At 69.3% G+C, this 18,799-nt stretch carries 19 protein-coding genes; 7 read left to right on the top strand and 12 right to left on the bottom strand.

All coding sequences use genetic code 11. From position 1 onward, the window contains the following. Window positions 1–80 precede the first annotated feature (80 nt). From ACGFWI_RS09210 to ACGFWI_RS09195, 4 genes are all read right to left on the bottom strand, one after another. Window positions 81–1,535 (bottom strand): hypothetical protein, encoded by a 1,455-nt coding sequence (locus ACGFWI_RS09210; RefSeq protein ID WP_393905301.1) that lies wholly within the window; start codon window positions 1,533–1,535, stop codon window positions 81–83. Window positions 1,536–1,614: 79 nt separating this feature from the next. Next, on the bottom strand, window positions 1,615–2,274 hold the full coding sequence (locus ACGFWI_RS09205) for a lactate utilization protein C (protein ID WP_393905300.1): 660 nt from the start codon (window positions 2,272–2,274) through the stop codon (window positions 1,615–1,617). Next, window positions 2,271–3,758, bottom strand: a complete 1,488-nt coding sequence (locus tag ACGFWI_RS09200) for a lactate utilization protein B (RefSeq protein ID WP_393905299.1) — start codon at window positions 3,756–3,758, stop codon at window positions 2,271–2,273. The genes ACGFWI_RS09205 and ACGFWI_RS09200 overlap by 4 nt, the downstream gene beginning before the upstream one ends. Then, a complete protein-coding gene (locus tag ACGFWI_RS09195) occupies window positions 3,755–4,507 on the bottom strand; it encodes a (Fe-S)-binding protein (protein WP_393905298.1) in 753 nt (250 codons plus the stop codon). The genes ACGFWI_RS09200 and ACGFWI_RS09195 overlap by 4 nt, the downstream gene beginning before the upstream one ends. A 122-nt stretch (window positions 4,508–4,629) precedes the next feature. Here ACGFWI_RS09195 and ACGFWI_RS09190 point away from each other — a divergent pair, with 122 nt between their 5' ends. Beyond that, entirely contained in the window at window positions 4,630–5,934 is a 1,305-nt protein-coding gene (locus ACGFWI_RS09190) for an MFS transporter (RefSeq protein WP_393905469.1), read from the top strand. Between the two features lie 439 nt (window positions 5,935–6,373). Here the strand turns inward: ACGFWI_RS09190 and ACGFWI_RS09185 are convergent, their stop codons facing one another. From ACGFWI_RS09185 to ACGFWI_RS09160, 6 genes are all read right to left on the bottom strand, one after another. Next, window positions 6,374–7,492: an NAD(P)-binding domain-containing protein gene (locus ACGFWI_RS09185; protein WP_393905297.1), complete on the bottom strand. Its 1,119-nt coding sequence runs from the start codon at window positions 7,490–7,492 to the stop codon at window positions 6,374–6,376. Window positions 7,493–7,687: 195 nt separating this feature from the next. Beyond that, window positions 7,688–8,893 (bottom strand): LLM class flavin-dependent oxidoreductase, encoded by a 1,206-nt coding sequence (locus tag ACGFWI_RS09180; RefSeq protein ID WP_393905296.1) that lies wholly within the window; start codon window positions 8,891–8,893, stop codon window positions 7,688–7,690. A 1-nt stretch (window position 8,894) separates the two neighbouring features. Next, window positions 8,895–9,941, bottom strand: a complete 1,047-nt coding sequence (locus ACGFWI_RS09175) for an ABC transporter substrate-binding protein (protein ID WP_393905295.1) — start codon at window positions 9,939–9,941, stop codon at window positions 8,895–8,897. A 292-nt stretch (window positions 9,942–10,233) separates the two neighbouring features. After that, on the bottom strand, window positions 10,234–11,142 hold the full coding sequence (locus ACGFWI_RS09170) for an ABC transporter ATP-binding protein (RefSeq protein WP_393905294.1): 909 nt from the start codon (window positions 11,140–11,142) through the stop codon (window positions 10,234–10,236). Then, window positions 11,115–12,038 (bottom strand): ABC transporter permease, encoded by a 924-nt coding sequence (locus tag ACGFWI_RS09165; protein WP_393905293.1) that lies wholly within the window; start codon window positions 12,036–12,038, stop codon window positions 11,115–11,117. The genes ACGFWI_RS09170 and ACGFWI_RS09165 overlap by 28 nt, the downstream gene beginning before the upstream one ends. A gap of 373 nt (window positions 12,039–12,411) precedes the next feature. After that, window positions 12,412–12,501 (bottom strand): putative leader peptide, encoded by a 90-nt coding sequence (locus tag ACGFWI_RS09160; RefSeq protein ID WP_355780374.1) that lies wholly within the window; start codon window positions 12,499–12,501, stop codon window positions 12,412–12,414. Between the two features lie 145 nt (window positions 12,502–12,646). Here ACGFWI_RS09160 and ACGFWI_RS09155 point away from each other — a divergent pair, with 145 nt between their 5' ends. From ACGFWI_RS09155 to ACGFWI_RS09140, 4 genes are all read left to right on the top strand, one after another. After that, window positions 12,647–13,069 carry a secondary thiamine-phosphate synthase enzyme YjbQ gene (locus tag ACGFWI_RS09155; RefSeq protein WP_393905292.1) on the top strand — a complete coding sequence of 141 codons (423 nt, stop codon included), beginning with the start codon at window positions 12,647–12,649 and terminating at the stop codon, window positions 13,067–13,069. A gap of 183 nt (window positions 13,070–13,252) precedes the next feature. Next, complete coding sequence (locus tag ACGFWI_RS09150; protein ID WP_393905291.1) at window positions 13,253–13,528, top strand: putative immunity protein; 276 nt, start codon at window positions 13,253–13,255, stop codon at window positions 13,526–13,528. A 348-nt stretch (window positions 13,529–13,876) separates the two neighbouring features. Further along, window positions 13,877–14,491 carry a hypothetical protein gene (locus tag ACGFWI_RS09145; protein WP_393905290.1) on the top strand — a complete coding sequence of 205 codons (615 nt, stop codon included), beginning with the start codon at window positions 13,877–13,879 and terminating at the stop codon, window positions 14,489–14,491. Continuing rightward, window positions 14,488–14,736 carry a hypothetical protein gene (locus ACGFWI_RS09140; RefSeq protein WP_393905289.1) on the top strand — a complete coding sequence of 83 codons (249 nt, stop codon included), beginning with the start codon at window positions 14,488–14,490 and terminating at the stop codon, window positions 14,734–14,736. The genes ACGFWI_RS09145 and ACGFWI_RS09140 overlap by 4 nt, the downstream gene beginning before the upstream one ends. 283 nt (window positions 14,737–15,019) lie before the next feature. On the opposite strand, the gene ACGFWI_RS09135 is transcribed toward ACGFWI_RS09140, so the two are convergent. Further along, a complete protein-coding gene (locus ACGFWI_RS09135; RefSeq protein WP_393905288.1) occupies window positions 15,020–15,595 on the bottom strand; it encodes a DUF6234 family protein in 576 nt (191 codons plus the stop codon). Window positions 15,596–16,605: 1,010 nt separating this feature from the next. Here ACGFWI_RS09135 and ACGFWI_RS09130 point away from each other — a divergent pair. Continuing rightward, entirely contained in the window at window positions 16,606–17,091 is a 486-nt protein-coding gene (locus ACGFWI_RS09130; RefSeq protein WP_393905287.1) for a DedA family protein, read from the top strand. A 590-nt stretch (window positions 17,092–17,681) separates the two neighbouring features. On the opposite strand, the gene ACGFWI_RS09125 is transcribed toward ACGFWI_RS09130, so the two are convergent. Next, the gene (locus ACGFWI_RS09125) at window positions 17,682–17,945 is read right to left on the bottom strand and encodes a transposase (protein WP_393905468.1); all 264 of its coding nucleotides are present in this window, start codon (window positions 17,943–17,945) and stop codon (window positions 17,682–17,684) included. Between the two features lie 346 nt (window positions 17,946–18,291). On the opposite strand from ACGFWI_RS09125, the gene ACGFWI_RS09120 reads away from it, so the two are divergent. After that, window positions 18,292–18,798, top strand: coding sequence for a SigE family RNA polymerase sigma factor (locus tag ACGFWI_RS09120; RefSeq protein ID WP_393905286.1), 507 nt, complete (start codon window positions 18,292–18,294; stop codon window positions 18,796–18,798). Window position 18,799: the final 1 nt, after the last annotated feature.

Below are 18,799 nucleotides of genomic sequence, written 5' to 3'. Positions count from 1 at the left end.
GCAGCACCGCGCCGCGGCCCCTCACCCGGCCATGAGCATCACCGCCCCCTACTCCCCGCCTTCGCGGAACCCGGCCCGCCTCATGGCCGGTAGACCATCAACGCATGCCGCCGCAGTACCGAAAGGCCCTGATACGCCATCCACACCGGGTGCCCCATGGGCCCGTCGTCCCACCGCCACACCCCGCCCCGCTGCATACCCTGCACCCGCGCCACGGCCGTGGTCAGCTGTGCCTCCCAGGCCGGCAGTCCCACTTCCCCGGCCGCGACCTCGCGGGCTCCGTCCGTCATCAGCGCACGGGCCACCCACGCGGCCGCGAAATGCCGCACCGACAGCAGCTCTTGATGCAGCGGATCCTCCTCGTCCGGCCGCCGCACCTCTTCCTGACAGTTCTGCAGATCGGCCACGCCACCCGACGGCGCCGCCGGGCCGGCCAGCAGCCAGCGCAGCCCCTCCTCGCGCACCGTGCGCTGCCGCTCGTCCTCGCCCAGCACACGTGCGGCCCGGTCCAGCGCCACCACGGCCCGCGCGGTGTGCGCAGCGGACGGCGCCGGGTTGCCGCGGCCGGTGGCCAGCGCGGCGCCCCAGCAGCGGTGATTGCCGCGCGCCGGGTCGGCCGTGGCGCCGTTGACCAGCACCTCGCGCAGTCCGTCCAACGCGCTGGAGCCGGGGGCCGCCCGCAGCAGCCCGCGCAGGACATTCGTCACGACATAGGTGTTCGCCAGCCCGGAGGCGTCATGGTCGGGGTTCCACAGCACCTCGCAGGAGCGTATTTCGGCCTCCAGCAGCCGTGGATCGGCGCCGGCCCGCGCCAGCGCACCCAGCACGACCGCGGACACCTCGGGCCGGGCCCCGCTGCCCTGGGAGCGGGCGGCCCATCCGCCGCCGGGAAGCCGCAGCCGCCACAGTGTCTCAGCCACCTGCCCCGCCCGTATGCGGCCGTCGTACGGCGCGATGTCGAGCAGCAGATGCAGCCCGTACGCCGTACCGAACGCCGTCGGATGCACCGGTGGATCGCTCTCGGCGAGAGAGTGCGGCCAGCCGGTGAGCGGCCCGCGCCCGGACACCTCGATCACCGACAGGCCGCGCCGCAACGCCTGGTACGTGCCGTCCATCAGCTCGGGAAGCGATCCGGCGGGTGAGGGCGCGGGGCCGGGCGGGGGTGCGGCGATGGCGGCCGCCGCCGCGGCCCGCGTCCGCAGCAGGGCGGCCGCCAGCCACACCACCGCGCCGACCCCGGCACCGGCCGTTGCCGCCACGCAGTAACGCGCCGCCTCGCCCGCGAGATTCTGCGGCAGGATCCCCAGCAGTGTCTGGAACACGGCGAACGCGGCGGCCGGGACGCCCAGCCGCCCCAGCCAGGTCAGCAGCCGGGAGGGTGCGGAGTCCTGCGGAGCGGCAAGGGACGGCGCTCCGGGCTCCGGTGCGGGTGAGCGGCCTGCCGCGCCGGAACGCCGTGGTGGTAAGACCTGCCGCAGCACCATCTGCTCCCTCCCCCCGGATGCGCACCCCCGCACCGCGTGTGCGAAGGACATCCCGATCAGTGTAGGAATCCCCACTGACAACGGGGTCGCACACCTGTCGCAGCCCCTCCGCGGCCACGGCCGCTCCCTTTCAGTCCGCTTTCTGATCCGTCGCCAGCAGAATCACCTCCAGCGTCCGCGGCCCGTGCACCCCCTCCACCCGGTCGAGTTCGATGTCGCTGGTCGCGGACGGACCGGAGATCCAGGTCAGCGGGCGGTCCGGCGCCACCCGCGGCAGCGCCTCCGGCACCGAGCCGACCACCTGGTCAGGGGCGCGGACGACACAGAGGTGATGGTCCGGTACCAGCGTGATCCGGCGTCTGCCCTGGTCGGGTCCCGCATCCAGGATCAGCGTGCCGGTCTCCGCGATGGCCACCGCGCAGCCCGTCAGCACACTGTCCACGGCGTCGAGTTCACGGGGCGTGCTCGACGCGCGGTCCTCGACGCGGGTGACGTCGGTGCCGGTCGTCCAGGAGGCATCCAGGCCCGGCGGCACCAGCACCGTCCGCGCCCCGCGCTCCGCCAGCAGCCGGCCGATCAGCCCCGGCAGGCCCTTCGCGTCGGTGCGATGCACGATCGCCCGGTAGTCGGCGAGATTCTCCGCGAGCAGATCGACGGTCTGCTCGGGCGTCCGGGCCCCGTGCACGCGGTGGTAGTCCCGGGCCACCGGCGGACCGCCCGGTCCCTCGCCGCCCGGCACATCCGCCAGCGCCTGCCGCACCCGTGCCAACACCACATCCCGGCTGGTCACCTGGTCTCCCCTCGCTCCGACGATGTGCCACGGGTGCGCTGCCACCAGTCGCGGAAGGACTCGGCCGGCACCACGGGAAGATCGCGCGTCTGCGACCAGGCGCGGCCCGGTCCCGGCAACCGCCGTGGATGCAGCCGACGGGTGCGGGCCGCCAGCCGCATCCCGGTACGCAGCGCGCCCGGGTGATCGAACGCCCAGCCCGCCGCCCGCATCGCGGCCCGCTCCGCGGCATGCCCCTTGGCCGGTTTGAGGACGGTGCGCGCCCCGCCCCGGGTGACCGGCCCGCCCTCCACGACCCGCTCCCGTAGGTGCACCAGCACCTCGGGGATGTCGATGGCGACCGGGCACACCTCGTAACAGGCCCCGCACAGCGACGAGGCATACGGCAGCGAGGCCTCCAATGAGCCTTCCACACCCCGCAGTTGGGGAGTGAGGATGGCGCCGATGGGGCCGGGGTACGGCGAACCGTACGCATGCCCGCCGGCCCGCTCGTACACCGGGCAGACGTTCAGACAGGCCGAGCAGCGGATGCAGCGCAGCGCCTGCCGCCCGACGGTATCGGCGAGCGTGTCGGTCCGCCCGTTGTCGAGCAGCACCAGATGGAAGGTCTGCGGCCCGTCGCCGTCCGTGGTGCCCGTCCATGTGGAGGTGTACGGGTTCATCCGCTCGGCGGTGGAGGAGCGGGGCAGCAGCTGCAGAAAGACCTCCAGGTCCTGCCAGCTGGGCACCACCTTCTCGATGCCGACGACGGAGATCAGTGTCTCGGGGAGGGTCAGACACATCCGGCCGTTGCCCTCGGACTCCACGACGACCAGCGTGCCGGTCTCCGCGACCATGAAGTTGGCTCCCGAGATCCCGACCTTCGCGGACAGGAACTTCTCCCGCAGATGCAGCCGCGCCGCCTCGGCCAGCTCCGCGGGGGAGTCGGTCAGCCCCTCCGGCGCCGGGCGGCCCCAAGAGCCCATCTCCCGCACGAAGATGTCGCGGATCTCCGCGCGGTTGCGGTGGATCGCCGGGACCAGGATGTGCGACGGCAGATCGTGGCCGAGCTGCACGATCAGCTCGGCCAGGTCCGTCTCGTACGCATGGATACCGGCCCCGGCCAGCGCCTCGTTCAGCCCGATCTCCTGCGTCGCCATCGACTTGACCTTGACGACCTCCGTCTCGCCGGTCTCCCGCACCAGCCGGGTGACGATCCGGTTGGCCTCGTCGGCGTCCACCGCCCAGTGGACCTGCCCGCCCGCGGCGACGACCGCGGACTCCAACTGCTCCAGATAATGGTCGAGATGGCGCAGGGTACGGTCCTTCACCGCGGCGCCCGCGGCCCGCAGCTGCGCCCAGTCGTCCAGCTCCGCAACGGCCTTGGCGCGTTTGTCGCGGATGGTGTGGGTGGCATGGGTGAGGTTGGCGCGCAGCCGGGTATCGCGGGTGGACGCGGCGGCGGCCCGGGGGAACGCCGGCATGCCCAGGTAGGTGCCGCTCACAGCACGCTCCCTTCCGTACTGGCCAGGATCTCCGCGATATGGACCGGGCGGACCGCCGCGCCCTGGCGGGTGAGGGTGCCGCCGATGTGCAGCAGACAGGAGTTGTCGACCGTGCAGACCGCCTCGGCCCCGGTACCGACGATGTGGCGGACCTTGTCGGCGCCCATCGCCGCCGAGACCGCCGGGTTCTTCACCGCGAAGGTGCCGCCGAACCCGCAGCACTCCTCGGCGCCCGGCAGTTCCCGCAGCTCCAGCCCCTTGACGTGCTCCAGCAGCCGCCGCGGCCGGTCGCCCAGCCCCAGCATCCGCAGCCCGTGGCAGGTGGGGTGGTAGGTGACGGTATGCGGGTAAGACGCACCGACATCCTCCACCTTCAGCACGTCCACCAGGAACTCGGTCAGCTCGTACATCTTGGGCACCGCGACCGCCGCCGCGTCGACGAGTCCCCGGCCGCGCCCCTCGGCGGCCGCCTTCGCGCCGATCCGCGGATAGTTGTCACGCACCATCGCGGCACACGAGCCGGACGGGGTGACCACATACTCGTAGTCCTTGAACGCCCGGTCGAAACGGCGCACCAGCGGCTCGGTCGCATGCCGGTATCCGGTGTTGAACTGTGGCTGGCCGCAGCAGCTCTGTTCGGCGGGGAAGCCGACCTCCACCCCCAGCCGCTCCAGCAGCGTCACCACCGCCTGCCCCGTCCGCGGATGGAGCATGTCGTTGATGCAGGTGACGAACAGTGCTACACGCACATTGCCATCTCCTTTCGGTGGCCACAGCCTCTGGCGGCCATCCGCTTCCGCGGTACATGATCACCTGTCGGCTCATCCTGCCCCAGCCGCAGGCCCAGGAGAAGAACCAGGAGCGGAGGACCATGTCGAGTGCCGAGCACATAGCCAAGGACCAGGCGCCGAGCGGTGCCCGCCCGCCATCACGCCTGCGGCAGCTGGCCGCCGCCTCCATCGGTAACGCCGTTGAGTGGTACGACTGGTACGCGTACTCCTTCCTCGCGGTCTACTTCGCCGGGCAGGTCTTCCCCGAGGGCGCCGGCAACTCCCTGGTGCCGCTGCTCTCCACCTTCGCCGTCTTCGCGGTCGGCTTCTTCATGCGCCCGGTCGGCGGGCTGCTGATGGGCGCGATCGCCGACCGCCGCGGCCGACGGACCGCACTGACCCTGACCATCCTGCTGATGGGCGGCGGCAGTCTGCTGGTCGCGCTCACCCCGACCTACGCGGCCACCGGTCTGCTGGCCCCCCTCGTCCTGGTCGTCGCCCGTCTGGTGCAGGGGCTGTCGGTGGGCGGCGAGTTCGCGGCCTCCACGACCTTCCTCGTCGAATCGGCGGGACCGGGCAGGCGCGGGCTGTTCTCCAGCTTCCAGTACGTGTCCACGACCCTCGGCCAGCTGCTGGCCTCCGGCACCGCCGCGCTGCTCGCGGCGCTGCTCACCGAGCGGCAGATGGGGCAGTGGGGCTGGCGGGTGGCGTTCCTCGTCGGCGCCCTGCTGAGCCTGCTGGGGCTGTGGATCCGGCGGGGCGCCCAGGAGACCCGCAGCGCCGAGCAGCAGGCGGCCGACCGCCCCGGCCTCTTCGAGGCGCTGCGCCGCCACCCCCGCCAGTCCCTGCTCATCTGCGGTATCACCGCCGGCGGCACCATCGCCTACTACACCTGGACGACCTACCTGCCCACCTACGCACAGGTCAACGCGGGCTTCGACAAGGGCGATTCGCTCATCGTCGGCACCCTCTCGCTCGTCTTCTTCGCCCTGCTCCAGCCGCTCGGCGGAATGCTCTCGGACCGCATCGGCCGCAAACCACTGCTGCTCGGCTTCTCGCTGGGTTTTGCCGTCCTGGCCGTACCGCTGCTGCACCTGGTCAGCGACGCGTTCTTCTCGCTGCTGCTGGTGCAGTGCGCGGGCATGGTGCTGCTCACCGGCTACACCTCGGTCGCCGCTGCCGTGAACGCCGAGGTGTTCCCCGCGCGGGTGCGTGCCGCCGGCATCGGCTTCCCGTACTCGCTCACCGTCGCCCTCTTCGGCGGCACGGCTCCCTACGTCGGCACCTGGTTCAAGCAGGCCGGCCACGCCGACCTCTTCCCCTGGTACGTGGCCGCGCTGTGCCTCGTCTCGTTCCTCGTCTATCTGACCCTTCCGGAGACCTCCCGGCAGAAGCTGGAGAAATAGCCCGCCGGAACACGGACAAGCGCCGCCCGTCCCGGGACAGGGAGGGGCGGCGCCTCGGGGCGAGGTCTGTCAGACGAGCCAACCCACGAGGTGGAGGACGTTGGCCAAGAGAGCGGTGAGGATGTCCATCGGGATCTTCTCCTTGAAGTTGTGGGACTCAACTCCCCGGCCCAGCAAGGGGGATGGACCGGAGGCGTGGTAACGGTCTGCAGCCCGCCGCTCGCGCCCCGTCATCATCGCCGGTTGCAGCGAGTCAATTGAACCCCTCCCCTCCTCGATCATGCTTACCGGCGAACAACTGCTCCCGGGAGCAACTGTTCGTCCGAGAATTCGCATGGGGGTTCCCATGGGGAGGGTCTTTGTGGCGTTTTGTCGCGTGGGCGTTTCGGCGGCTTATCGGACTACGGCTGTGCCGCCCCGTCGAGCACGTGGCCCCGCCCTACGAGGCGAGACTGTCGGCCAACCCCCGCTCCACACGGGCTGGTTGAACGGTGGCGGCGAGCATGCGACGGATGTCGCCGACCGCGGCACGTCCCGCGCGGCTGGCGCCGATGGTGCTCGCCGACGGCCCGTATCCGACGAGATGGATCCGCGCATCGCGCAGCGTACGGGTGCCGTCCATCCGGATACCGCCGCCCGGCTCGCGCAGCCGCAGCGGGGCGAGATGGTCGATGGCGGCGCGGAAGCCCGTGGCGTAAAGGATCACATCGGCCTCGGCCGTGCGTCCGTCGTCCCAGATCACACCCGTGGGCGTGAGGCGCTCGAAGAGCGGCAGCCGCTCCAGCGCGCCGCTCTCCCGGGCCTGCCGGATGGCCTCGGTCATCGGCAGCCCGGTCACGCTCACCACGCTCCGCGGCGGCAGCCCCTGCCGGACCCGCTCCTCCACCAGGGCGACCGCGGCCCGGCCCTGCTCCTGGCCGAACGGGCCCTCGCGGAAGACCGGCGGCCGGCGCGTCACCCACGTCGTCGCGGCCGCGACCGGCGCGATCTCCAGCAGCTGCTGTACGGCCGATGTCCCGCCGCCCACCACCACGACCCGCGCGCCGCGGAAGCCCTCCGGACCCTCGTACTGAGAGCTGTGCAGCTGACGGCCGCCGAACGTCTCCTGTCCGGGAAACCGCGGCCAGAACGGCCGGTCCCAGGTCCCGGTCGCATTGATCACGGCCCGTGCCGCATAGTCCCCTTCCGACGTCGCGACCAGCAGCCGGCCGTCGTCGCCCTCGCGCACGGCCGTCACGCTCACCGGCCGGTGCACCCGCAGCCCGAAGGTCTGCTCGTAGCTGTCGAAGTACGCGCCGATCACCTCGGACGACGGGCGCCGTGGATCGGCACCGGTCAGTTCCATGCCCGGCAGCGCATGCATGCCGTGCACCTTTTCGTACGTCAGCGTCGGCCACCGGAACTGCCAGGCCCCGCCGGGGCGCGGAGCGTGATCGAGCACCACGAAGTCCCGGTCCGGTGCATAGCCGACCCGCCGCAGATGAAAGGCGGCGGCCAGACCGGCCTGCCCGGCACCGATCACCACGACCTCGACCTCACGCACCCCGGTGTAGTTCATGATTCACCTAACCCGGGGAGGGCTGATTGTCTTCCCCCGGGGCGCGGGCAGTTTCCGCGGCCTGTCGCGCTGTGCCCTTTCCCGGTGCGCACCGCATCGGCTTCGGTACCGGCAGCAGGATCGGCCGACGGCCGCGGGGGTGCGCTCAGCGGCAATGACCGCCGTGCGTCCCCCCACGGCCCCACGGAATCCGGTTCAGCGGCCGCCGGCGATCAGCAGCGGCGCGCCGCCCGGTGCGGACGCCGGGCGGCCATGGGCGGCCGGGACACCGTCCAGGGGAGAGGGCCCGGCATCCAGCAGCCCGCGGGCGGCAAGCTCCGGCCGTACGCCCTCACCGAACCAGTACGCCTCCTCCAGATGCGGGTAGCCGGAGAGCACAAAGTGCTCGACGCCCAGGGAGTGGTACTCCTCGATCCGGTCGGCCACCTCGGCATGACTGCCGACCAGCGCGGTGCCGGCGCCGCCCCGTACCAGGCCGACCCCCGCCCACAGATTGGGCGAGATCTCCAGCTTGTCGCGCGAGCCGCCGTGCAGCGCCAGCATCCGCTGCTGCCCCACCGACTCGCTCCTGCCCAGCGCCTGTTGCGCGGCCGCGACCGTCTCCGGATCGAGGTCGTCGAGCAGCCGGCCGGCGGTCGCCCAGGCCTCCTTGGAGGAGTCCCGGGAGATCGTGTGCAGCCGGATACCGAACCGGACCGTCCGGCCCTCCTTCTCCGCCAGCCCACGAATCCAGTCGATCTTCTGCTTGACCTCCTCGGGCGGCTCGCCCCAGGTGAGGTACACATCCACATTCCGTGCGGCGACCGGCCCCGCCGCGGCGGACGAGCCGCCGAAGAAGATCTGCGGCAGCGGGTCCGGCGGCAGTGCCGTCAGACCGCCCTCGACCTGATAGTGCTCGCCCCGGAAGTCGAACGGTTTCCCGCCCCACACACCACGTACGACCTGCAGAAACTCATCCGTACGGGCATACCGCCGGTCATGGTCGAGATGATCGCCGAACCTCCGCTGCTCGGTCGAATCGCCCCCGGTCACCACATTCAGCAGCAGCCGCCCGCGCGAGATCCGCTGATAGGTCGCGGCCATCTGGGCCGCCAGCACCGGCGAGATCACCCCCGGCCGGAACGCGACCAGGAACTTCAGCCGCTCGGTGACCTGGGTGAGCGCCACCGTCGTCAGCCAGGCGTCCTCGCACCACGTACCGGTGGGCGTGAGCACCGCTTCAAAACCCAACTGCTCCGCAGCCTTGGCGATTTGGGCCAGATACTCGATGTCCGGGGCCCGTACCCCGCTGACCGGGGTGATGCGGTCACGCCGGACGCCGCCGTCGGTATAGGCATGGCGGTCGACGAGGGTCCGCCCGTCGCCGCCGGTCGGCAGAAACCAATGCAGGTGTACGGACATCTCACTGACCCTTTCCATAGGTACGCGGCGCGGTGCTCGAAGGCGGCAGGTCACCGTTGAAACGGGGGTCGACGAACTCCCCGAAGTCGAAGGAGCGGGGGATCAGCTTCAGCGCCGCGAACGAGTCGACGATCTGCTGCTCGGAGGCGACGGCGGCCTTGTCCACGGCGACCGTGACCGCCGTCCCCCGGGTGCGCTTGACCGCGTCCAGGGCCACCTTGTCCGGCAGCCCGGTCTCCTTCGCCCAGGCCTTCGCCCAGACGTCGGGGTGCTTGAACACCCAGTTCTGTGCCCGCCGCAACCGGTCCGCGTAGTCCTTCAGCGCCGCCGACTCCTTCTTGTCGTGCAATGCGGCGGGCGCGGCAACCTGGAAGCTCAGTCCGTTGACGACCCCTTGCCCGGTGGTCAGCACCCGGGCATCGGCCTGGTCCAGGGCCTGCGCGGTGTACGGGTCCCACACCGCCCAGGCATCCACCTTCCCCCGGGTGAACGCGGCGAGCGCATCGGCCGGCTGCAGGTAGTTGAGCGTGACGTCCTTCGGCGTCAGCCCGGCCTTCTTCAGCGAGGCAATCAGCTGGTAGTGCGCCGAGCTGCCCTGGGCAACGGCGATCGACTTGCCCTTCAGCTGCGCCGGCCGCTTGAGCGGGGAGCCCTTCTTCACCAGGATCGACTCACCGTCCGACCTGCTGTGCGTCCCGGCGATCACCTTGATCTTCGACTTCGCCGCGGCGGCGAACACCGGCGGGGTGTTGCCGACCGCACCAACATCCACCGCTCCCGCGTTGACCGCCTCCAGCAGCGGCGGCCCCGAGGTGAAGGTCGACCACTTGATCTTGTACGGAAGGTCGTCCAACTCTCCGGCGGCCCGCAGCAACGCCTCCGAACCACCCTTCTGATCACCGACGTTGAGCGTCTGCGACCCCTTGCCGTCGGTCCCACTGCCGGTCCCCCCGCCGGCCCCCTTGGCCCCCGACGAACCATTGCAGGCGGCCAGCAGCAGGGTGAGCGGGAGCAGCAGGGCGGCTGGGGCGATATGGCGTGCTCTCATGGGGTGTTGTCCGTTTCGTTCTTGGGGTGGGGAGGGGTGGAGCCGGGGGTGGGCTGGAGCGGAGGTGGGGGAGTGGGGTGACGGGCTGACGGGGTGACTGGTGCTGGGTGTCGGGTGGGTGTGTTCGGTTGCCGGGCTACGGTTGCCGGTTCCAGGAGCCTGCGGTTACGGCCGTGATCGGGCTCAGAATCCGGGGTGCATCGGGCCGGAACCGGCCCGTATCGGGTCGGTCGGGGCGGGCGACTGCGCGGCGATGACGGCCGGCTACCTGCCGCTCAATCCGCGGGCGGGGTCAGACGGCGGTAGGAGAAGCGTCGGCCGTGCGGGGCCTGGCGGCCTCAGGCTCGCCTCCAGCACCTTCACCGCCCTCCACGGCCTTCACGCTCTTCACACTCTCCCTGCCTTCCTCGCCCACCACGCCGTCCTCCACATCGGGTTCGTCCTCCACGCCGAGCCGGTCGAGCAGCTGGGCGCGCAACGCACCGAAGCGCGGATCGGAGATATCGCGCGGCCGCGGCAGATCCACCGTGGTCTCGTACGCGATCCGGCCGCCCTCCATCACCAGCGCCCGGTCCGCGAGCAGCAGGGCCTCCTCCACGTCATGGGTGACCAGCAGCACCGCGCAGCCGCGCTCCTGCCACAGCTCGGCCACCTGGCGCTGGGCCTTGATCCGGGTCAGTGCGTCGAGGGCACCGAACGGCTCGTCGAGCAGCAGCAGATCGGGTTCACGCACCAGGGCGCGGGCGAGCGACGCACGCTGGGCTTCTCCGCCGGAGAGCGTCTTGGGCCAGGCGTCCGCCCGATGGCCGAGTCCGACTTCTTCCAACGCCCGTGCGGCAGTGCTCCGTTCCGGGCGGCCCGGCAGCCCCAGCAGCACATTCCGCCAGACCCGCTTCCAGGGCATCAGCCGCGGCGCCTGGAACGCCACGGCCTTGCGGCGCGGCACCAGCACCTCGCCCTCGATCTCCTGGTCGAGCCCGGCCAGAACCCGCAGCAAGGTCGACTTGCCGCAGCCACTGCGCCCGAGCAACGCCACGAACTCGCCCGGCTGGATGGACAGGTGAAGACCGTCGATGACGGCTCGTCCGCCGAAGGCCCGTACCAGCCCGCCGACCTGTACGGCGGCACCGGAGACCGCGGCGCGCGAGCTCTGCCGTCCCTGCTCGTTATCGGTCACTGACCCGTGAACGTCGGTCGCCATTGCAGCAGCAGCCTTTCGAGAGTACGGACGAGAAAGTCGGCAATGAGCCCGAGGATCGCGTAGACCACCAGGCACACCACGATCACGTCGGTGCGGAAGAATTCCCTGGCCTGGTTCATCAGAAAACCGAGGCCGTCATCGGCGTTGACCTGCTCACCGAAGACCAGCGCGAGCCATGCGGTGGCCAGCGAATAGCGCAGCCCGGTCATGGCGCCCGGAAGCGCGCCGGGCAGTATCACATGCCCGATCAGGCCCCACCGACTCAGCCCGAGCGACTGCCCCGCCTCCACCAACTGGGCATCGACGCCACGAATTCCGGCATAGACATTCAGATACAGATGGAACGCCACACCGAGCGAGATCAGCGCAATCTTGGGCGCCTCGCCGATGCCCAGCCAGATGATGAACAGCGGAATGACGCCCACCCAGGGAACGGAGCGCAGCATCTGCACGGTCGCATCGACCAGATCCTCGCCGAGCCGGGAAAGCCCCGACACGAGCGCCAGCACCACACCGGTCACGCCACCCAACAGCAGTCCGACCGCAACTCGTTGAAGAGAGACCAGCATCGCCGACGGCAGTGTTCCGTCCGAGATCAGGTCTCCGCCGGTGGCGGCGATGGTCCCGGGCGACGCCAGAATGTCGGACTCCAGCGCACCGCTCGCACTGAGCACCTGCCACAGCGCCAGCAGCGCCACGGGCCCCACAGTACGGCGCAACCACCGCGGCACCGACCACCGGCGACCGGAAACCGGATCAACGCGAACAAGCTCCAGCCCCTCGACGCCGGACCCGGACTTCACCCCCGTCTCCACACCCTTCGCAAGGGACGGACGCACCGCTTCATCGGATATATCGGGTGGGCCATGGCGCGCCACGGCCTGATCGAGAGTCATGAATGCTCCACGGGAGGGGGAAAGGCGGGGGGGCGGGAGAAGGAAGGCGCTCCCCCGCACGCACGACGGACACCACAGGCCGCAGGGCACAGGCGGAGGCAACAAAAGCACCAGCGAAAACGCCAGCGCGCCAAACGGCCAAACGGCCAAACGGGCAAACGAACAAACCCGCATTCCAGCGAATAGCTACGAGCGAAACAATCTGCAACAGTCGCTGCGAAGCACCAAAAGGCAACCACAGCAGAGCAAGACAGAGGGAGACAAGGCCTCGAAACGGTCGCACATAGCCGCAACAAGCCGCGCGTGACCGCAAAGCACCGCGAAACGCGAAACCTGGAACGGCCTCAGCAACGGCAACAGCGGCGCAACGGCATCAACAACAGCCGCCGCGGCGACACGCCGCAGAGGCCACCCGCAGCAGGTCGATGTGACCGCGCGTGGTGAGCAGGGCTGATGTAGACATGTCGCTGAACGTAGCGGTGCGCTGCGAGAGGGGTCAAACGTCATCTCGGCTGGTGGACTTTTGTTGCCGGAGTATTGAGGTGGCATTGCGAGAGAGGCCCGCGGGGTTGCGGACCCGGGCAGGCTGTCCGTACGAAAATGAACGTATGAGCACCGCATTCACCACCCGCACCCTTGACGTCACCACGGGCTCGGCAGAGACCGTCGCCGACCTCACCGCCGACTGCGCCGCATTCCTCCGGGAGACGGCAGACGGCCGCGACGGCCTGCTGAACATCTTCGTTCCGCACGCCACCGCCGGCATCGCCGTCCTCGAAACCGGCGCAGGCAGCGACGAAGACCTCCTGGCCGCCCTGCACGACCTCCTCCCCGCCGACAACCGCTGGCGCCACCGCCACGGCAGCCCCGGCCACGGCCGCGACCACGTCCTGCCCGCCCTCATCCCACCCCACGCCACCCTCCCGGTCATCTCGGGCCGGATGGCACTCGGCACCTGGCAGTCCGTCTGCTTGGTGGATACCAATATCGACAACCCGAACCGGCAGGTGCGGTTGAGTTTTCTCGGCTAGTGAGCTTTGACCACGACGGTTGTGGGCGAAGTTGGGGCATGTTCTGGTGATGAGGGCGGTCTCAATCCGTCAGCGCATCACCCGCGAGCCACGCTGGCGCGACCGCGGTTCGCTGACGGAACGCCTTGCAGACGGCCGGTCGACGGTGTTTGAGCCGTGCCAACTGAGTCGGACAAGATCGCGATGAGCGAACACGAACTTCGTGAGATCGCGGGCTACGCGGTTGATTGTTCGCGCAGGGCGCTGTCGAACTTCGAACAGAGCCTTCCTGCTGACACGCTCCCTCGCGACGCGATGGACACGCCTTCGCCGGGGGCGGCATGCCGCCCCCGCGCTCTGCGACAGAGCACGTGGGCCGCCTGCAAAGCGGCGCAAGAAGCCGATTCACCCGCTGCGGGTGAACACATTCTCGGTGCGGCGGCGCATGCGGCCGCGCGGAAGAGTTGGCATTCGGAGTAGAACAGCCTGTCCGTGCGGGGGCACCGTCTTCTCGGTGAGCCGATCGAGGATCGCGCGAACAGGTGGCCAGGGCCGCGCCGTCCACCCTTCGCGCTGGTCCCCAGGCTCATGGGCCGGCCGTGGCGGGGCCGAGCGGAGTAGTCGGAGCGGACGGGTGGGGGCCGTAAGCGATCCGGCGAGGGGGCAAGAAAGAGCAACCAGTGGTGCCTACGGACGGCTGCGACCACAACGGTCGTCCGCTGTTTCTCACTGCTTGCGGGTGAACCACGACGCCACGCCCTCGTACCGACCGAAACTGGACGATTGTGGCTGATATTGTCAGTTCTTATGCCGTTGAGTTGTGCGTTTGTGAACCTCAAGCCCGGCGTCGGAAAGACGACGAGTGCTGTGTGGCTGGCCCACGCGCTTCATGAGTCGGGACTGTCGCCGCTGCTGGTCGACGGTGACCCAGCCTCTTCCGCGCTGCGCTGGAGCGAGCTGGCCGGTGGCTTTCCGTTTCCGGTGATCGCCCTGCCGGTGGGGGACGTCCACCGGCGCGTGAACGACTTCCTCGGCAACCGGCAGGCCGTCGTGCTCGATGCGCCTCAGATGGAGGACCATCCCCGCATTACCCGCAGCATCATGAGGTACGCCGGCGAGTGGATCGTGCCCGTGACCCCCGCCCCCATCGAACTGGACCGGATGGCACCCATCCTCGGCGAGATGGCGGACGTGCAGTCCCTGCGTGCCGAGCCGGCCCGCAGGGCGGTCCTGCTCAATCGCACCAACCGTCCGGATGCCACGCGCACCGGGCCCGATGCCGACGCTCGTGAGGCACTCACCGAGCGGGGTTTCGAGGTGCTGGACACCCAGATCGCGCGGCTCGACCTGTACGCCCAGTCATTTGGGAACCCTGTGCAGGCCAAGGGTTCGGCGTACATGGACTTCGCGGAGGAACTGATCAAGCGTCAGGATGAGGCATGAGTCAGCGCAAGGAAAGCTACCGCGCGGCATTGCAGCGCGGTCAGGACGTTGCCGCACCCCGGGCCACCAAAGTCACCACGCTACAGACCAGATACCTCCGGGTGACCGTCGAGGTGGATCCCGACCTGCGAGGCGATCTGACGCGATGGGTGGCATGGCCGGTCTCCTCGGCAGTGGTCGTCGGCACGACCGTCCTGCGTACCCTGGCCGCCACCGTCGGCATGGTGACTCGGCCCGGACGCTAAGGGTTGGTTGGCCCCGCCCCTCGGTTTCATTCCCCGGCGACGAGCCCGGCTGCCTCGGGGGCGTCGGCCAGGCTCAGCCTTTTTCCGGGGGGCCCTGGCTCCGCCATGGAGCCCGTGAGCGGGCCTGTCCGGTAGTCCGCTACAGGCGTGGGGTGCGTGCCTCGATCCGGTGGTCGAAGGCGGCACCGCCGACGCCGACCGACGTAGGACGCGGCGGGCGACAGTAGCCAGTCGATCGCCTCCTCGGCGACCTCCACCGGATCACCCGGCCGCCCGGCGGGAGTCAGCCCCTCCGACGGAGTGGCAGCGGCGAGCGTGGCCTGGCCGTGTCTCGCCCATTCGACAGTGCAGCGGACTGCTCGGTGATGTGGGTGAGACGTTCGGTGATGGCACGCAGCCTCGGCCGATCTCGGGCGGTCCAGCACTGGCCGACGACGTCAAGAGGAGGTTCGGCACGTAGGTGCAGTGGTTCCGCAATACGTCGGCAACAGGTGACAACGTGGCTCGACCCAGGCGCGGCGATCTCAGCAGTTCGCGCTGTAGTGGATGCAGCCGGGGGCGGGGCGTGGCTGTGGTCCCACTCGTGCTGCGCGGCCGTCAGCGATCCGCCCGCCAGGAGGGCCACCAGCAAGTGTGTGATCACCATCCAGCGAGCACGGAAGATTGCTGCGAGAACTGCCAGGATGAGTACGGCGATCAGCAGCATCCGCACCCGCCCGATGTGGGCGAGGCCGGCCGCGTCGATTTGTTCTTGTTCGCCTTGTGCTGCCCATACGTCCAGGCCGTAGCCGTATATCCAGTCCAGCACGAGCCACGCGGTCTCCAACAGGAGCAGCGGGATTGCGAGGGTGAGGTCCACGCCCAGGCGTGTTCGGTGGGACCAGGGGCGCCTGCGGTCGGGGGCTGGAAGGGGGTCGGTCATGGGTGCAGGGTGCCCCGGCTGATGACGATGCGCATGAGTACCCGCACTCAACTCTGGTCCGGTGGAGCGGCAGGTGATGGGGGACTTCGTCAAGTGATCGTCTCAGAACGAGATCCACTGTCGGGCTCGGCCAGTTGTGGGCGCGTGGCCCCGTTGCTTCCGCCCCGTCCTTGGCGTTGTCGTCGCTATACCGGCCGTGTGCCGGTGGACGACCCGGCGGCTCTTCGCGGGATCGGGGGGCGAGGTCGTGATTCACCGCCAGCCCGTCCCGCGCCGCCTCCCTGTACTTGACGTGCATGTCAGGCGCCTCGGATCCGAAGGGTGTCACCGAGTATCGTGCGGGTTGCCTTGACCCCAGGCCGCCACCGAGCAGCGCGAGCCAGTCGCCGCGCCCGGGGTTGTTCGTGTCGCCGGCATTAAACAAGTTCTTTGGGAAGCCCCCAAGGTACGCACCGAGACATTCTTTCGTGGCTACGCCGACGGAACACACATAGCCATGTCGCGCCACACACCCGACGCGGCCGGCTCCAATCTCTTCCCGGCCACGCCATGCGCTGACACTCCGCGCCACCTCCCCAGAGGCGGACTTCTTTGGAAGGCCCTGCCGCATGCCCTTGGGCGACGACTGCTCTCGGCGAAGCGGGAGGGCCCCTCGCATCGGCCGTAGGACGGCCATGTACCCGGGGTACGCATGTTCGCTTAATCTGGGTGTGCCGGGTGGCCCTGACAAGAGGTCGTACCCGGAAGGCCCCAGGACGCAGGAACGTTCTGCGTCGTGCTGGGGAACCAGTGCCCCTTCGACACGCATGCAGGGACGGACCAGCAGATGCAGGTGAGGTATGAGACCAGCCTCGTGCCCTTTGCGAGCCCGCTGGGGCGAGAATCGCGACATCGGATGACGGGAGAAGCACTCCACGGCGAGGGCCCGGCTCGGCGGGCGAGCCGTCGTGGATAAGGTCGCGCTCACAGCTGCCGGTCTCTACGCCATCGTCCTGCTGCGTGCCGGAGGGACCTTCGCCGTCGGCTGGCTCGCCGGGGCCGGTGCCAGGCGTGGCAGGCTCGCGGAGCGGATCTCCACGCCCAAGTTCCGACGCGCCGAGCGGGCGATTCAGCGGTGGGGCGCACCGGTGGTGGCCGCCTCCTTCCTGACCATCGGATTCCAGACCGCTGCCAACTTCCTCGCGGGGAGTATGCACATGCCGCTCTCGCGCTACCTCCCCGCACTGTTCGTGGGCGGAGCGGGCTGGGCGCTGGCGTACGCGACGGTCGGGATCGGCGCGCTGGAACTGCTGGCGAGGCTGTTTGCCGAGCAGACGGTGATCGGTGTGGGCGCGGTCACCGTGCTCCTCCTCGCGATGAGTGGCGTGATGGTGTATCGCCGTAGAAGAGCTGCCTCGACCAGCAGCAACCCTGCGGCCGACGAACTTGGCTGAGCTGTCTATCGCCTCGATTGGCGGTTTCAGAACGGCATGGAGGGAGGGCAGGCATCCGTTACCTCTGCTACCGCTACCGTCCCCAATGATGAACGTAGTAGCTAGTGACGGCAGTGTGCCGGCGCCCCCACTGGGCGCGCCGCCGCTGATGTCCAGCCAGCCGCCGTTGGTGTTGCTGTAGTTCCTCAGGATGTGCGCCACATCGCCGGTGCGGATGGCGCCGCCTTGGGGCGAGGGGGTCTCGGCGAAGAGGAACCACTCGCTGCTGGTGCCTTCACGGTTCGGCATCGCCGATGTGTAGACGCCGTATTTTCCGCCGGTGGAGCCGAGGCGCCCTCGGATCCGAAAGGTGTCACCGAGTATCGTGCGGGTTGCCTTAACGGAGTTTCGCGGACACGAATATCGATAATCCCAACCGTCAGGTGTGATTGAGCTTCCTGGGGTGACATTCCGGTCTTCCGAGGAGCACCCCTTGTCGGTCGATCCGTGGTTTCGGGGAAGTCGAACGTCGTCCCACGCATGACGCAAACAGTGTGATGAGGGCGCGTTGTCCCGATGCATGCGTCATGGAGTGTTGATGTGATGACGCATCATGTGGAGTGCGTGGTGATTCTGGAGCCGGTGAAGTAGGGCTTCTGAGTTGGGGTTTTGTGGGTGCGCACTATGAGCTCGTAACACGATCTTGTTGAACGACCCTGTTCGGTTCCTGCAGCGCCGAGGCTGCTTGGTTGGACTCGTGGACTTCGGTCCAGGCCGCGGCGAACCTGGGTGATGTCGTTGACGTTGGCGGAGGTCGTGATGACGTGCAGCGGGGTGCCCTTGCCATCGCAGATCAGGTGGTGCTTGCTGCCCACCTTCCGCCGGTCGATCGGCGACGGACCGGTCGCGGCAACGTTCCTCGACGGCTTCATCGCCGAGACCGGCTTCGTACTCGAATCGCTGTAGCTCCAGTCATTCAAGGTCAGTAGTGCCTCTGAATTGGCAGGCCCCCGAAGCTGGGTCGTCTGCCGGTGGGGTCGGGGTAGACGGCGGGACATGAGAGTGATGAACGCCCACGGGATGTGCGCTTCGGTGTGGGAGCTTCCGCACGGGGCTGAGGTGGGCATGTGAGGCAGCTCACGCTCGGGAACTGCATAGCGGGACGTGGGTCAGTGCCTTTGTAAGGGCGTAGGCAAGTGATCGAGACGAGGGATGGCGTTGATGGGGCAGTTGCGGGCCGATGCGTTCGACCGGTTCGTCGCGGCTCGTTGGTCGGCACTGCTTCACCTGGCGCATCTGCTCACCGGTGGAGATCGGCATCGGGCCGAGGATCTGCTGCAGGAGGCGCTGGTGAAGCTGTGGTTTGCGTGGCCGAGGGTGGCCGAGCAGGCGCCGGAGGCGTATGTGCGCCGGGTGCTGGCACGTGCGGCGGCTCGCTCGGCGCGACGTCGCTGGTGGGGCGAGCGTCCGATGGAACGGTTGCCGGAGCTTCCCGAGGCCGGCGATGTGGCCGCTGCCGTGGAGGAACGAACTCGGTTGGAGGCCGCGCTGGCATTGCTGCCGGTGCGGCAGCGCGCCGCGGTGGTGCTGCGCTATTACCAGGACCTGTCCGAGGTGCAGGTTGCCGAGGCGCTGGGGTGTCCGGTGGGCACCGCCCGGTCCCTTACGTCACGGGGCGTGACGCGGTTGCGGCAGCTCCTGGGTGACGCCGTCGAGCCGGTGAAGTGAA

It is taken from the genome of Streptomyces sp. NPDC048434 (assembly GCF_043200375.1).
Taxonomy (GTDB): domain Bacteria; phylum Actinomycetota; class Actinomycetes; order Streptomycetales; family Streptomycetaceae; genus Streptomyces.
This window is presented reverse-complemented; position numbering and strand designations above follow the sequence as displayed.

Excerpts from the sequence above, each read along its gene's own strand:
- ACGFWI_RS09165 (WP_393905293.1), bottom strand. The coding sequence starts at position 12,038 with ATGACTCTCGATCAGGCCGTGGCGCGCCATGGCCCACCCGATATATCC.
- ACGFWI_RS09210 (WP_393905301.1), bottom strand. The coding sequence starts at position 1,535 with ATGTCCTTCGCACACGCGGTGCGGGGGTGCGCATCCGGGGGGAGGGAG.
- ACGFWI_RS09190 (WP_393905469.1), top strand. The coding sequence starts at position 4,630 with ATGTCGAGTGCCGAGCACATAGCCAAGGACCAGGCGCCGAGCGGTGCC.
- ACGFWI_RS09150 (WP_393905291.1), top strand. The coding sequence starts at position 13,253 with ATGAGCGAACACGAACTTCGTGAGATCGCGGGCTACGCGGTTGATTGT.
- ACGFWI_RS09175 (WP_393905295.1), bottom strand. The coding sequence starts at position 9,941 with ATGAGAGCACGCCATATCGCCCCAGCCGCCCTGCTGCTCCCGCTCACC.
- ACGFWI_RS09140 (WP_393905289.1), top strand. The coding sequence starts at position 14,488 with ATGAGTCAGCGCAAGGAAAGCTACCGCGCGGCATTGCAGCGCGGTCAG.
- ACGFWI_RS09180 (WP_393905296.1), bottom strand. The coding sequence starts at position 8,893 with ATGTCCGTACACCTGCATTGGTTTCTGCCGACCGGCGGCGACGGGCGG.
- ACGFWI_RS09120 (WP_393905286.1), top strand. The coding sequence starts at position 18,292 with ATGGGGCAGTTGCGGGCCGATGCGTTCGACCGGTTCGTCGCGGCTCGT.
- ACGFWI_RS09185 (WP_393905297.1), bottom strand. The coding sequence starts at position 7,492 with ATGAACTACACCGGGGTGCGTGAGGTCGAGGTCGTGGTGATCGGTGCC.
- ACGFWI_RS09155 (WP_393905292.1), top strand. The coding sequence starts at position 12,647 with ATGAGCACCGCATTCACCACCCGCACCCTTGACGTCACCACGGGCTCG.
- ACGFWI_RS09160 (WP_355780374.1), bottom strand. The coding sequence starts at position 12,501 with ATGTCTACATCAGCCCTGCTCACCACGCGCGGTCACATCGACCTGCTG.
- ACGFWI_RS09170 (WP_393905294.1), bottom strand. The coding sequence starts at position 11,142 with ATGGCGACCGACGTTCACGGGTCAGTGACCGATAACGAGCAGGGACGG.